The sequence below is a fragment of the Rhizobium sp. LC145 genome, assembly GCF_001005825.1.
In the GTDB taxonomy this organism is placed as follows: domain Bacteria; phylum Pseudomonadota; class Alphaproteobacteria; order Rhizobiales; family Rhizobiaceae; genus Neorhizobium.
This window is the reverse complement of record NZ_LBHV01000005.1, coordinates 191,582-204,566: the sequence shown is the minus strand read 5'-3', so window position 1 is coordinate 204,566 and position 12,985 is coordinate 191,582. Positions and strand designations below refer to the sequence as shown.

General features: G+C 62.6%; 12 protein-coding genes. 4 read left to right on the top strand and 8 right to left on the bottom strand.

Features of this window, described 5'->3' with window-relative positions; genetic code table 11:
• Positions 1-42: 42 nt before the first annotated feature.
• Entirely contained in the window at positions 43-363 is a 321-nt protein-coding gene (locus YH62_RS16430; protein ID WP_046795318.1) for a metalloregulator ArsR/SmtB family transcription factor, read from the bottom strand.
• Between the two features lie 152 nt (positions 364-515).
• Here YH62_RS16430 and phnD point away from each other — a divergent pair, with 152 nt between their 5' ends.
• The 4 genes from phnD (at position 516) to phnE (YH62_RS16410) (ending at position 4,010) form a co-directional block, all read left to right on the top strand.
• Entirely contained in the window at positions 516-1,472 is a 957-nt protein-coding gene (gene phnD / locus YH62_RS16425; protein ID WP_046795317.1) for a phosphate/phosphite/phosphonate ABC transporter substrate-binding protein, read from the top strand.
• A gap of 65 nt (positions 1,473-1,537) precedes the next feature.
• Complete coding sequence (gene phnC / locus YH62_RS16420; RefSeq protein ID WP_046795562.1) at positions 1,538-2,377, top strand: phosphonate ABC transporter ATP-binding protein; 840 nt, start codon at positions 1,538-1,540, stop codon at positions 2,375-2,377.
• Complete coding sequence (gene phnE / locus YH62_RS16415) at positions 2,374-3,192, top strand: phosphonate ABC transporter, permease protein PhnE (RefSeq protein ID WP_046795316.1); 819 nt, start codon at positions 2,374-2,376, stop codon at positions 3,190-3,192. Before phnC ends, phnE (YH62_RS16415) begins: the two co-directional genes overlap by 4 nt.
• Complete coding sequence (phnE, locus tag YH62_RS16410; protein ID WP_046795315.1) at positions 3,192-4,010, top strand: phosphonate ABC transporter, permease protein PhnE; 819 nt, start codon at positions 3,192-3,194, stop codon at positions 4,008-4,010. The genes phnE (YH62_RS16415) and phnE (YH62_RS16410) overlap by 1 nt, the downstream gene beginning before the upstream one ends.
• Positions 4,011-4,051: 41 nt before the next feature.
• Here phnE (YH62_RS16410) and glp read toward each other — a convergent pair whose 3' ends face one another.
• From glp to YH62_RS16375, 7 genes are all read right to left on the bottom strand, one after another.
• Positions 4,052-5,341 carry a gephyrin-like molybdotransferase Glp gene (gene glp, locus YH62_RS16405; protein ID WP_245282110.1) on the bottom strand — a complete coding sequence of 430 codons (1,290 nt, stop codon included), beginning with the start codon at positions 5,339-5,341 and terminating at the stop codon, positions 4,052-4,054.
• A 50-nt stretch (positions 5,342-5,391) separates the two neighbouring features.
• Positions 5,392-5,778: a cytochrome c family protein gene (locus YH62_RS16400; RefSeq protein ID WP_046795314.1), complete on the bottom strand. Its 387-nt coding sequence runs from the start codon at positions 5,776-5,778 to the stop codon at positions 5,392-5,394.
• A 55-nt stretch (positions 5,779-5,833) separates the two neighbouring features.
• On the bottom strand, positions 5,834-8,458 hold the full coding sequence (locus tag YH62_RS16395; protein ID WP_046795313.1) for an arsenate reductase (azurin) large subunit: 2,625 nt from the start codon (positions 8,456-8,458) through the stop codon (positions 5,834-5,836).
• A 13-nt stretch (positions 8,459-8,471) separates the two neighbouring features.
• Positions 8,472-9,002 (bottom strand): arsenate reductase (azurin) small subunit, encoded by a 531-nt coding sequence (locus YH62_RS16390; protein ID WP_170986267.1) that lies wholly within the window; start codon positions 9,000-9,002, stop codon positions 8,472-8,474.
• A 289-nt stretch (positions 9,003-9,291) separates the two neighbouring features.
• Positions 9,292-10,605, bottom strand: a complete 1,314-nt coding sequence (gene aioR / locus YH62_RS16385; RefSeq protein WP_046795560.1) for an arsenic response regulator transcription factor AioR — start codon at positions 10,603-10,605, stop codon at positions 9,292-9,294.
• Positions 10,595-12,061 carry a HAMP domain-containing sensor histidine kinase gene (locus YH62_RS16380; RefSeq protein ID WP_046795311.1) on the bottom strand — a complete coding sequence of 489 codons (1,467 nt, stop codon included), beginning with the start codon at positions 12,059-12,061 and terminating at the stop codon, positions 10,595-10,597. Before YH62_RS16380 ends, aioR begins: the two co-directional genes overlap by 11 nt.
• Positions 12,058-12,981 carry a PhnD/SsuA/transferrin family substrate-binding protein gene (locus tag YH62_RS16375; RefSeq protein ID WP_082118402.1) on the bottom strand — a complete coding sequence of 308 codons (924 nt, stop codon included), beginning with the start codon at positions 12,979-12,981 and terminating at the stop codon, positions 12,058-12,060. The genes YH62_RS16380 and YH62_RS16375 overlap by 4 nt, the downstream gene beginning before the upstream one ends.
• Between the last annotated feature and the right edge of the window lie 4 nt (positions 12,982-12,985).

Below are 12,985 nucleotides of genomic sequence, written 5' to 3'. Positions count from 1 at the left end.
CTTCCATCCTTCTAGTTTTATCGAATTATAAGTTCAAAAAATTCACTCGGCGGCGACGTTCAGGGTCTCTTCGCACCGGCCATCCGCGCAGCATTCGTCGGCGAGGTAGCCGATTAGCGACGACATGGCTTTGTAGTTGGCCCGGCAGATCAACGTCGTGCCGATGCGCTCCTGTGTCACGAGCCCAGCGTCGATCAGCTTCTTGCAGTGATGCGATAGCGTCGACGCCGGAATGTCGAGGCGCTGCTGAAGGCCGCCGACTGGCAGGCCGTCGATGCCCGCGCGCACGAGCGTTCGGTAGATCCGAAGCCGTGTCGGGTTGCCAAGGGATTCCATCTGCGATGCTGCTAATTCGAGATTCATGGAAATAAAGTGCCGACTACCGTCATCGGAGTCAACTGAAATTTCGAAGATTGTGGAAATATGTGGATCGTGTTCCGCCTGTCACAAAACTGTAGTCGGGGTGCCGAATAACAGGATGCTCAATCAAGGGTTTTCCAACACAGGAGAGGGATATGAGGAAGTTCATGGCGTTGCTCGCATTGTCGGCGTCGATGATCGCGCATACCGCGCATGCGGAATTCAAGCTCGACAGCCGCTACGCGGACGCGGATGGTGACCTCGTCGCCGATGTTCCCACCGATCCGGCCCAGCTCGTGGATCCGGACACGCTTGTCTTCGCCTACACCCCCGTCGAAGATCCGGCGGTCTATGCGGACGTCTGGAAGGGCTTTCTCGACCATCTGGCGGAAAAAACGGGAAAGAAAGTCCAGTTCTTCCCCGTTCAGGAAAATGCCGCCCAGATCGAGGCGATGCGAGCAGGCCGTCTCCATGTGTCCGGCTTCAACACGGGATCGAATCCCATCGCCGTAGCATGTGCCGGCTTCCGCCCCTTCGCGATGATGGCTTCCAAAAAAGGCGAATTCGGCTACGAGATGGAGATCATCACTTATCCAGGATCCGGCGTGGAGAAGATCGAGGACCTGAAGGGCAAACAGCTCGCCTTCACCTCCGAGACCTCGAATTCCGGCTTCAAGGCTCCGTCCGCGCTGCTCAAATCCGAATATAAGCTGGAAGCCGGAAGGGACTTCGAGCCCGTGTTCTCCGGCAAGCACGACAACTCGATCCTCGGTGTCGCCAACAAGGATTATCCGGCTGCCGCGGTCGCCAACTCGGTGCTGAAGCGCATGGTCGCGCGCGAGGTCGTCAAGGAAGATCAGATCAGGTCGATCTTCAAGTCCCAGACGTTCCCGACCACCGGATACGGCGTCGCCTACAACCTCAAGCCCGAGCTCCAGGAGAAGATCAAGGACGCATTCTTCTCCTTCAACTGGGAAGGATCGGCACTCCTGAAGGAATTCCAGAGCTCGGAACCTCCGCAGGAAAGCTTCATCCCGATCACGTTCAAGGACAACTGGAGCGTCATCCGTCAGATCGACGAGGCGACGGGCGTATCCTACGAGTGCAAGTGAGCTAGTGCCGGGAGGTGACACCTGTCAGGGTTGGCGCCTCCCGGCTCAACTGCGGGGACATGTCGATGCTGCGGATTGTCGGACTAACCAAGACATACAGGACAGGTGACAAGGCGCTGAAGGGCGTGGATCTCGAGATACCCGCGGGACAGGTCGTCGGTCTCATCGGCCCCTCCGGTGCGGGAAAGTCCAGCCTGATCCGCTGCATCAACCGACTGATCGAACCCAGCAACGGCAAGGTCTTCCTGGGCGATCTGGAGGTGACGGGGCTGTCTCGCAGCGAACTCCGGCTTGCGCGGCGTCGGATCGGCATGATCTTCCAGGAATATGCCCTCGTCGAGCGGCTGACCGTGATGGAGAACGTGCTGTCAGGAAGGCTTGGATACGTGCCCTTCTGGCGGAGTTTCCTGCGCCGATACCCGGCGGACGCTGTCGAGAACGCATTCGCGCTGCTGGAGCGTGTCGGCCTGAGCGCGCACGCGGACAAGCGTGCGGACGCCCTGTCCGGCGGTCAGCGCCAGCGCGTCGGCATCGCACGCGCCCTGGAGCAGGGGCCTGAGCTGCTGCTGATCGACGAGCCGACGGCGTCGCTCGATCCCAAGACATCCCGCCAGATCATGCGCCTCATCGTCGAGATCTGCCGCGAACGCGGTCTCCCGGCAATCATCAACATCCACGACGTGGTGCTGGCGCAGTCGTTCGTCGAGCGCATCATCGGTCTGCGGGCGGGCGAGGTCGTGTTCGACGGGCCCCCCGAGGCCCTGGACACGGCGGCGCTTACCCGGATCTATGGCGAGGAGGACTGGGACGCAGTGCGCCGCGAGGCGGAGTCCGACTTCGAGGAAGAACATGCCGTCCCCAGCGCCTCGCAGAGGACTGAGGAACGCATGGCGGGTGCCGTATGAGCCTGCACGCGGTCTCGACGAACTATCCTCGACAGTGGCAGCGGCCGCCGCTGTTCATCAAGAGCCGCTCCATGCGCTGGCTGGTCTATGGCGGCCTGTTTATCTACCTGGCGGCGGCGGCCTCCAGCGTGGAAATCAACTGGATCCGGGCCTACGAAGGACTCGACCGCGGTTGGCGCTTCCTGCAGGGCTTCCTCGTACCCGACTTCACTTCGCGATGGCGCGACATCGTCACTGGTCTCCGCGAGAGCCTGACGATGACCGTCTGCTCGACCATCGTCGGCATTCTCGTCTCCATCCCGATCGGCATCGGCGCGGCGCGGAACCTGGCTCCGGCTCCCGTCTACTATGTCTGCCGAGGGATCATCGCGGTCTCGCGGGCGTTCCAGGAGATCATCGTCGCGATCCTCCTCGTGGCCATGTTCGGTTTCGGACCGTTTGCGGGGTTCCTCACGCTGGCCTTCGCAACCATCGGATTCATCGCCAAGCTCCTCGCCGAGGACATCGAGGAGATCGAGGCGTCGCAGGCCGAGGCGATCCGTGCGACAGGCGCGTCATGGCTGCAGCTCATCAACTACGCAGTCCAACCCCAGGTGATGCCGCGGCTGATCGGCCTCTCGCTCTACCGCTTCGATATCAATTTCCGCGAATCCGCTGTCATCGGCATCGTCGGGGCAGGGGGTATCGGCGCCACCCTGAACACCTCAATCGACCGCTACGAGTATGACAGCGCCGGCGCGGTCCTGATCCTGATCATCGTGATCGTGATGCTGGCCGAATACGGCTCCGGTCTCATTCGCAAGCGGATTAAGTGATGCCTGTTTTCACGACGCCCCAAGGCCGGAAGCGCTGGACGCACATGACGGCGAGGTCCGAATTCCTGCAGTGGCTGGGTTGGTTCCTGCTCGTTGCGGCGTTCGTGTTCTGTTGGCGGATCATGACACAGGACACCATCTGGGCCTTCGTCCACGACGCGCCGAGGCAGGGAGGCGACATCCTCGCCCGAGCGTTGCCGCCGCGTCTCGACTACCTCGGCCAGCTCTGGATTCCGCTCTGGGACACCATCAACATGGCCAGCCTCGGGACGCTTGCGGGCACCGCGATCGCCGTACCAGTGGCTTTCCTGGCGGCGCGGAACACGACGCCGAGCATCCTGGTGCTGCGCCCGATCGCGCTCTTCCTGATCGTTGCATCCCGGTCGATCAACTCGCTCATTTGGGCCCTTCTGCTGGTCTCGATCCTTGGGCCGGGAATGCTGGCCGGGATCATTGCGATCGCGCTTCGCTCGATCGGCTTCATCGGCAAGCTGCTCTACGAGGCGATCGAGGAGATCGACGAGAAGCAGGTGGAGGCCGTCGTCTCCACGGGAGCCAGCCGTCTTCAGGTGATCGATTATGCGATCGTGCCGCAGGTTCTGCCGTCATTTCTCGGGACGACGGTGTTCCGCTGGGATATCAACATCCGCGAATCCGCCATACTCGGCCTCGTCGGCGCTGGCGGGCTCGGTCTGAAGCTGCAGTCGTCGCTCAACATGCTCGCCTGGCCGCAGGTGACGGCGATCTTCCTGGTGATCCTCGGCACGGTGTTTGTTTCCGAGTGGATATCGGCGGCAGTGCGCAAGGCGATCGTCTGATCAAGGGAGCGGGACGAAGCCAGAATCCCAAGAGGACACCGTCAAGATTGGAAGGGGAGATACCGCAGCGGACATCCAGCGTGGAGTTCCGTGACGTCTTCGGACATGACCGCCAGACCAGTCGCCCTCGCCATCGGCAGCAGGCTTCCCGACGATCCCCTGCCGAGGACCGTGACGACAGGCCGCCCGAATTCGTCCCGCCCGGACACCTCGACCGGGGCGAACTCCGTGCGGCCAGCGCGCTTCGAATAGCTGGAGGAGAGAACAGCCTGGATCCACTGAGCTTCCCATTCCCTCAGCCCGCCGGTCCTCTTGATCGCGGGCAACGCTATCTGGCTCAGCACGACCGCGGCGGCCAAAGGGTTCCCAGGCAAGCCAACGAACAGGGCCCGACCGACCCGGCCGATCGTGGCAGGCTTTCCCGGCCTCATCGCGACTTGAAGCACGTCCAGCCTGGCGCCGTTTGCTTCCAGCACGGTCCGAATGTGATCGGCTCCTCCGTGCGACATTCCGCCCGACGTGATCAGCACATCGTAGGTCCCGGACGCTGATCGGACCGTCTCGCTGATGGAATTGAGATCGTCATGGACTCTTCCGAGGTCCGTGTACTCGATCCACGGTTGCGACAGCATTCCGGCAGCCATGTAGCTGTTCGAGTCGTAGATCTGGCCCGCATCGAGGAGCTCGCCAGGGCGGCGCAGCTCGGATCCGGTGGCAAGGACAGCGATCCGCACCTTGGGCCGGACCATGACTTCCGTAATGCCCAGAGCCGCAAACAATGCTGTGAGGTGTGGAGTAACGATCGCGCCGGAGGAGGCGACCTCCGCGTCCTTTTCGACGTCCTCACCTCTGCGCCGGATGTTCTCTCCCAGCCGGGGTTTTGCGGAGGTAATGATTCCGTCCGGACCGAGACTCGAACATCGCTCTCTGACAACGACTGTATCGTAGCCCGGCGGAACGGGGGCGCCCGTGAATATTTCGACCGCGGTCCCTTCATGTGATACGGAGCCTCCGGTCGCATCACCTGCGGCGACCCTGCGGACGACCTTCAGGGACCATGGCCCGCTTCCGGCAAAGTCGGCTGTTCTGACGGCGAAACCGTCCATGGCGGAATGGTCGAAGCGTGGCAGTGATGCGGGAGCCGTCGCATCGGCAGCCAGTACACGTCCGATGGCATGGCTGAGCGGAAGTCGTTCCGACGCCGTCGGCGGCAACGCGGCTGCGACCGCCGCGGATACGGCCTCGTTGAACGGCATCGGCGCCTTGCCGCCGTGAATGCGGATACTCCCACAGTCTCCCAGGACGGCATTGGCCTCGGCTGTAATGTTCATGTCTCCCCGCCCTGATGACGTGGCCGGAGATTTCCCCGGCCATGGATACGTCACTGTGTCTGGAACGTCTTGAGGTAGGCGATGACGTCCGCGATCTCCTCCGGCTTCTTCAGGCCGGGAAACGCCATCTTGGTACCCTTGATGTAGGCCTTCGGATTGGCCAGGTACTCGGTGAGATGCGTGTCGTCCCACGTCCAGCCCTCCTCGGCTTTCGCCTTGAAGGCGGGCGAGTAGTTGAAGCCGGGCGCGGCGGCCACCTTGCGACCGACGATGCCGTTCAGCTCGGGCCCGACCTTGTTCTTTGCACCGTCGCCGACGGCATGGCAGGCGGTACAGCGTTTGAATACGGCTTCCCCTTTGATCGCGTCGCCCGCCGCCAGGGTGGGGGAGGCGGCGGTGACAAGACATGCGAATGCTGCTGCTAGAATGTTCCGCATTTCGAATTCCGTGTTGCATTGAATGTGGGAGGGCGGCGGACCGCCCTCCGGCGGATCAGGCCGAACGGTATTCCTTCGGCTTGAATGTCAGGTGGGCGACGTTGCGAGGCGCGTCGGAGATCTTGCGGATATCGCCCCAGGTCTGCTTGTAGTTGGGAATAATCAGCTCGTTCGTTCCGGCGTTGACGACGTTGCCCTGCACACCGGTCGGATAGCCGAACAGCATGAAGGTCTCGCCGCGCCGGGCGGTCGGGGTCGGATAGGCCATCGCCTGCGTCGCACCCGCGTCGTTGTAGACTTCCACGAGGTCTCCCTGCTTGATCCCGGCCTCCGCCATGTCCTCCGGGTTCATCTCGATGAAGGGGTACGGCCAGCGGTCCATGACGAAGTCGTTCTCCTGGTCCAGATATGCGGACTGCCAGACAGTGTTGGCGCGGCCGTTGTTGATCAGGAACTTGTGCTTGTCCTTCTGCGCCTGCTTGCCGGGAGCCTGGAGGCCGCGCCAGACGCTGTCCTTGAAGATCGCCTTGCCGTCGGGCGTGTTGAATTTGCCGTCGGCGTAGAGCCGCTGGGTGCCGATGATCCGCTCGGTTCCCGCGTCCGACACCGAGGCCGCCGCAGCATTCGTGTCTGCCTGCTGGACCGGCTCCTTGCCGCGGGCTCCTTCGATGGCAGGACCTCCCACGACCATTCCCGGCTGTGCGCCCGTGGTGGTTCCGCCTTGCGAACTGCCCGCCGCGGCAGGCCCGCCCTCGACGCCGACCGCAGGTTCCTGGAACCCGTTGTTGCCCATCGCGCGGAGCCGGGCGTATGTGACGTACTCTCCGCCCTTTTCGTGCTGATGGTAGCCGTCCATGAAGGCGTCTTCCTCGGTCTTCCAGTCGAAGCCCTTGAACTTGTCGGCATAGGCGGCGTCGCCCATGTCGCGCAGCACACGCTCCATATTGTTCGCCAGTCTCGCCGCGATGAGGCAGTCGGGCATCGCCCGGCCGGGTGGGTCCATGTACCGCTCGGTGAGACGCATGCGACGCTCGCCGTTCATCGATGTCAGGTTCATTTCGCCGGAGGTAGCCGCCGGAAGGATCACGTGACACGCCTGACCGATCTTCGTCGGAATGATGTCGACGTTGACTGCGAACAGGCCCCCTTTGTCGATGGCTTCGACGATCGCCTTCACCATCGCGTCGCGGTCGCCGTATGGCACCGCGCTCATCGCGTCTTTCACGAGGTCGGTGCGCTGCTTGTAGACGCGCTTGAATTCATGGGCGTTCAGCGTCGTCTTGTAATGGTCGCACCCCCACACGTGATGGACAGCACCCTGGCCGCCGATCAGGAGCTGGTCGACATAGGCTGCAGGCTTGCCCACATGAGCGTCCGAGGGACGCGAGTAGCCCTCCTGGTGCCCGCCGAGACGCACGCAGCCGCCGCCCGGACGACCGATATTGCCGGTGGCGAGCGCGATGTTCACCAGAGCGGCGTTGGTGCGGTAGTTGTCGTTGCCCCAGATGAGGCCCTTCTCGTAGGGAAGCATCGTCCGTCGGCGCTTGCCGTCGGCCTTAGGCTCGGCGATCCACTGGGCGGCCTTCTCGATATCCGCTGCGGAGACGCCGCAGATTTCCGACGCCTCCTGCAGCGTCATCCTGTTCGCCTTCACGGCCTCGTCGAAGCCTTTGGTGCTGGCGTCGATGAATGCCTTGTCGACCCAGCCCTTCTCGACGATGTGCGTGAAGATCGCGTTGAAGAGGGCGAGGTCCGTGCCGGAGTTGATGGCAAGGTGGAGGACGTTTTCGGGACCGGCTTCAGCCTCGGCTGCATTGATGCTCACGGTGCGACGGGGGTCGACGAAGACGATCCTTGCAGGCGGATGCTCCTCGCCCGGCAACTGTTCCTCCTTCTTGTCCGAAGTCATTCCCCGGAGATTCGGAATCCAGTGGTTGAGGAAGTAGTTCGTCTGGGTTTCCAGAGGATTCGCGCCAACGCAGAAGATGGTGTCGGCGAGCTCGGCGTCCTCGTAGCAGTTGTTGAGTTCGCCGACACCCATGTCTCTCGTCGCATGGACTTCCGAATTGTAGGCGGGGCGATTGTGGATGCGGATGTTCTTGACCTTCATGGCCTCGAAGTAGAGCTTGCCCGTGCCCCAGGTGTTTTCGTAGCCGCCGCCGGCGCCGCCGTGGTCGTATGCGGAGACGAAGAGGGCGTCCTCGCCCTTGTCCTTGATGATGGTCGCCGTGACGCGGGCGACGAGGTCGAGGGCGTCGTCCCAGCTCGTCGGCTGCATCTGGCCGTAGCGCCAGACAAGCGGATCGGTCAGGCGCTGCTGCTGGGTGTTGCGGGCTTCAGAATAGCTCATCTCCGCCATGCGCGCGCCGCGGACGGAGCCGAGGCCGGAGTTCACCACGCAATCGTGGTCCGGCTTGATGACGATGTGGACGTCCTGCCCGTTCTGCTTGACCACGTTGTACATGGACGGCGGATACCAGGCGTCGGTCTCGGCGGGCTGCTGCGCCGCCAGGTCGACGCCGAAGACGTTCTTGTCCGGAGCGGTGCCGCCCTGCTTGTTAATCGGCCAGGTGTAGGCATGATAGCCGCAGCCGACGATGCAGTAGTGGCATGTGACGTTGTGCTGCTTTGCGTCTGCGGGGATGATCGGCAGACGGTCGATCTGACGTTTGAAAGCCATGGCAGGATCCTCCTCAGATCACGTTCGAAAGACGGCCGTAGAGCAGCTCGTCGATGCCTTCGGCGAAGACGTCGCCGTTGTCGGCCACCCGGAGCACGTATTGGGGAAGGTTCTGCGTCGACTGGCCCCAGACTTGCTGACCACCCTTCTCCGGATCGAATACCGAGTAGTGACCGGGACAGTTGAAGGTCTTCTGGTCGGGCGAGTAGCTGAGCGGATATCCCTTGTGCGGACAGATCGTTGAGAAGCCGACAATGTCGCCGTCAGGCCCCACGCCGCCTTCAACGCGTACGCCGAGCTTCAGAAGGACACCCGCCGCGTCGTCATCGGGATAGGCGACGTCGAGCGGTTCGTTGACCGTGAGATCCTTGATGTTCGCCAGCCGGTTCGAAGGATATTCGACTCCTGCGGAGGGAATGACGGCCTTCGCCTCCTGTGCCGCAGCCGGGGCTACCGCCGCCACAGTCGCGCCTGCGGCGGCTATGGCTCCGCCGCGCAGGAACTGACGCCTTCCGATATCAACCATGTTTCGACAGCGTGACATTGCTCTCTCCCTCGCAAAGATGACGATGTAGAGGTGTTTGCAACGACCGTGCCAAATCCAACTTGCCGGGATCGGCGGGTGTGGCTTCGACCTAGGTGAATGGAGGTGTTCGGAATTGCGGACGCGACTTCGATGGTGATGTTCGATTTTCCGAACGGTCATCACGAGGCGCCGCGGGCTGACGGGCCTGTTCACCGACGCTGACCGCGGAGTGGGTTAATGTCAGGCGGCACGCATGTCGGAGGCACCTTTGCGATCGTCGAAATCGGGTTGAAAGCTTCGCATGCGATCAACTTTCGCTCTCGATCCCGTATCTCGTCATCTTCTCCCAGAGGGTGGTCCGCGATATCCCGAGCTGACGCGCGGCCTGAGAAATCTGTCCATCCGTGGCGCTCAGTGCCCGCAGGATCTGACGCTTCTCCGCGGCATCGCGCGCGTCGGAGAGCGTTTCGACGGGATGGTTCTCAAATGTCTTCGTGTCCGGAAAGAGGTCGGCTGGCAGCAGCAGGGTGTTCTCGGAAAGTGCGGCCGCCCGTTCCAGACGGTTGCGGAGTTCGCGCGCGTTGCCCGGCCACTGATACTCCAGCATCGCGTCCTCCGCCAGCATGCTGATGCCGCGCACCTTCGTATCGCGCAACTGCATGATGTCTTCGAGAAAGCGCTGGGCGAGCCAGAGCACGTCTTCCGGGCGCTCCCGGAGAGGCGGAAGCAGGACCGGCAGCGCGGAGAGGCGGAAGAAGAGATCCTTCCGGAAGGTACTGGTCTCGGATCCGATCTCGTGATGGGTGGCGCAGACGATGCGCGCGTTGAACGGGACAGGCTTCTCGCTTCCCAGCCTGTGGAACCGGTTATCCTCGATCAGCCGCAGCAGCTTGGCCTGAAGGTGAGGCGGCATGTCCCCGATCTCGTCGAGGAACAGGATCCCGTCGCCTGCGCGCTCCGCATAGCCCCGGTGTAGCTGGTTTGCTCCGGTGAACGCACCCTTCTCGTGACCGAACAGCTCGCTTTCGAGCAGCTCGGTCGGAATGGCTGCGCAGTTGACCGCAACGAAGGGCGAGGCGGCTTTCGCGGAAGCCTGGTGAAGGAAGCGCGCACTCACCTCCTTGCCCGTTCCGGTCTCTCCCTGGATGAGTACGGGGAGCGGATGCGACGCGTACCTCCGAAGCATCATTTCGGCATCCCGCATGGCGCGCGAGATGCCGAGGACGCCGTCAATATTAGCTGCCGTTCGCGCGCGGAGACTGGAGGAAATTCGGTCGAGAAGGGCGGGCATCTCGAAGGGCTTGGTAATGAAGTCGACAGCGCCGCTCCTCATGAGACGAACCGCTTGGTCGATGTCGCCGTAGCCGGACATGAACAGGAAAGGGGTGGGGCATTCGCGGCTGCTTTGCCGGAAGACGTCCTCGCCGTTCATATCTGGGAGCCGGATGTCACAGATCACCAGGTCGAAGGAATCCGATCCTCGCACCAGCTTGCGCAGCGCCTCCTCGCCCTTCGTCCACCATTCCACTTGATGGCCTTCCAAGCAAAGTCGCTGGTACAGGGACTCGCCCATGATCGGGTCGTCCTCCAGTATCGCGATACGGCCGGTTTCAAGCTGCATGATCCACATCCTTTCCGCGATTAGAAAGCGGCAGGCGGAGAGTGATCATGGTCCGGCTCCCGTCTCCGCCCCTTACATTCACACGCCCGCCCACATCGTCCACCATGCGCCGCACCATCCACAGACCAAGTCCGCCGGCGGCCTGTGCGGCAGACCACGGATCCTGCGACGTCAGCACGGCGGCGGCTGCGCTGCCAAGGCCGGGGCCAGTGTCCGAAACAGCGACGACAAGGACGCTTCCTCCGTCCTCAAATCCGGTCCTGACAGCCACGCTGCCTCTGTCCCCTGCCGCGGCGCTGGCGTTAAGCACCAGGTTCAGGAGCGCCTGCCGTATCGTCGGACCTGGGAGGGAGGTGATCGTAACGTCTGTCGGTATGCTCGACCAGTCGAGCGTCTGGTTGCGGCTGGCTATGGCAGGACCGGCAAGCAGACGGACGTCCTCCAGATCCGAAAGCCGGAGGCTCTGCGTGCCTCTATCCGGACGGTAGGTGGCGAGAGCCGCCCTAACCACGTCCCGGATGCCACCGAGACCTCGTTCCAGAAGTGACAGCGACGTGTCTCTCACTGCGTCATTCGACCCGTGCCTGCGCAGGGTGTCTATCGAGTTGAGGAGTCCGCCGAGTGGGTTGTTGATCTCGTGCGCCATGCTGGAGGCCAGCCGGCCCAGGCTCGCCAGCTTCTCCTCCTCGGCGAGGCGCTGGGTCAGGGCAGTACGCTGACGCTCCGCCTCGACCAGATCGTTGAAGCCATGGAAGAGATCGGCGAACTCGCCGCTGCGGGAAGGGAACTCCTCGGGTGCGATCGTGCGTGGTGTTCCGGCGGCTCCCGAACGCATGTGGGCGGCCAGCGTGGTGATCGGTTCTACCATCCGCCTTGCGAGGATGTATCCGGCTGTCGCGAAGACGGCGGCAAGGGCTGCATTCGTGGCAAGCAGGGTGTTCAGGACCTGCCGTCTCTCGGCAATCAGGTGTGAGATGTCGAAGGAGGCATGGATCGCACCTATCGTCTTCTGCTGGTAGAGGAGGGGACGGACGCCGAAACCCGTATGGGCGTCCCAGTCGATCTGAATTCCTCCGTCTGCCCGGCTGCTTGCATATTCGGGGGGAAGTTCCGACAGCACCGGCACTTTGCGCGGATCGCTGGCTGCGAGCACGCGTCCATCACGTCCCGTCACTACGGTTTCCAGCGGGGCGACTGATCTGAAGACCGATCCTGTTCGGTCGAGCACGTCGAAAGTCTCCCAGACATCCTGCCTGAGCACTGGCGGAATAAGCGCGGTCGAGAGACCGTCGAAGTATGTGCGGACGACGTTTCCAAGCTGCTGCTCCTGCATTTCGTGCAGCCTGGTGAGAACACGCTCCGAAATGATCACGCTGATGACCACCATCAGGGCGGCCACCATGACGGGTGCACGGATGGTGAGGGGGACCCCGGCGAGGCGTTCGATCACCGTCATCCAAGTCTCCGCACGATATCCATGCTCGCCGCGATGCTCTGGTAACTGTCGTCGGAGGTCGTTGAGAATCCATCAAGTCTAAGACGGCCGAGCACCGAACGGCCTACCGCGTCCGAGTTCATCGACAGAAGCGCTGTCTGGATGTCCCGGAAAACGGACGTATCCTTCAACCGGAGAGGCGCCGCGAAGGGAGGAAACCCGTGCCAGGCGGACTTGAGAAGGACCCTTGTCCGGGAGACGAGGTCGGGCTCCGTCTCGCGCATGACCTCCCAGACGTAGCCGTCCACGCTGCCGGAGTCCGCCAGGCCGGAGGAGACAGCCCTGATGACGTTGCGGTGCCCATAGGTGAACAGGGATTTGCGGAAAAACCGCTCCTCGGAGACATGGCGCTCGGCCAGATAGGTTTTCGTGACCAGATAGCCGGAATTCGAATCCGGATCCGAGAATGCATGGACGTGTCCCCTGCAGTCGTCGAATGTGATTGCGGCGCTCCCGGATCCTACGATCAGATAGGACTGGTAGAGTGGCCGGCCCCGCCAGACCGGCGTCGCCACCAGTTCGAGTTCGTTGCGGAATTTCATGTAGGGATAGCCGCATATCCAGGCAACATGGAGATTGCCGGAGACCAGGAGGGCCGTAACTTCCTGGTATGTCCGCTGGGTGACAAGCTGGACGTCCCGTTTCATGGCCGCCGCCAGATAGGCTTGCAGCTCGTCGAGAACTTCGAGGTCGTTGGAAAGGAACACAGGCGTCAGTCCGACGCGGATGGAGCCTTCCCGTGGCGGTGCGCTCAGTTCGAAGCTGGCTGCGGGACAGGAGGCCGCGACAAATCCGCCGAGGAATCCTGTCGTGAACGATCTGCGTGTCAGGCTCCCCGCCCTGGCATGCCGACAGTGGTCCTCGGTGTCAGCAGGTATCATCGAT

Bases quoted from the DNA above. Each gene is read 5' to 3' on its own strand.
- YH62_RS16430 (WP_046795318.1), bottom strand. From the start codon at position 363: ATGAATCTCGAATTAGCAGCATCGCAGATGGAATCCCTTGGCAACCCG.
- phnD (WP_046795317.1), top strand. From the start codon at position 516: ATGAGGAAGTTCATGGCGTTGCTCGCATTGTCGGCGTCGATGATCGCG.
- phnC (WP_046795562.1), top strand. From the start codon at position 1,538: ATGCTGCGGATTGTCGGACTAACCAAGACATACAGGACAGGTGACAAG.
- phnE (WP_046795316.1), top strand. From the start codon at position 2,374: ATGAGCCTGCACGCGGTCTCGACGAACTATCCTCGACAGTGGCAGCGG.
- phnE (WP_046795315.1), top strand. From the start codon at position 3,192: ATGCCTGTTTTCACGACGCCCCAAGGCCGGAAGCGCTGGACGCACATG.
- glp (WP_245282110.1), bottom strand. From the start codon at position 5,341: ATGAACATTACAGCCGAGGCCAATGCCGTCCTGGGAGACTGTGGGAGT.
- YH62_RS16400 (WP_046795314.1), bottom strand. From the start codon at position 5,778: ATGCGGAACATTCTAGCAGCAGCATTCGCATGTCTTGTCACCGCCGCC.
- YH62_RS16395 (WP_046795313.1), bottom strand. From the start codon at position 8,458: ATGGCTTTCAAACGTCAGATCGACCGTCTGCCGATCATCCCCGCAGAC.
- YH62_RS16390 (WP_170986267.1), bottom strand. From the start codon at position 9,002: ATGTCACGCTGTCGAAACATGGTTGATATCGGAAGGCGTCAGTTCCTG.
- aioR (WP_046795560.1), bottom strand. From the start codon at position 10,605: ATGCAGCTTGAAACCGGCCGTATCGCGATACTGGAGGACGACCCGATC.
- YH62_RS16380 (WP_046795311.1), bottom strand. From the start codon at position 12,061: ATGACGGTGATCGAACGCCTCGCCGGGGTCCCCCTCACCATCCGTGCA.
- YH62_RS16375 (WP_082118402.1), bottom strand. From the start codon at position 12,981: ATGATACCTGCTGACACCGAGGACCACTGTCGGCATGCCAGGGCGGGG.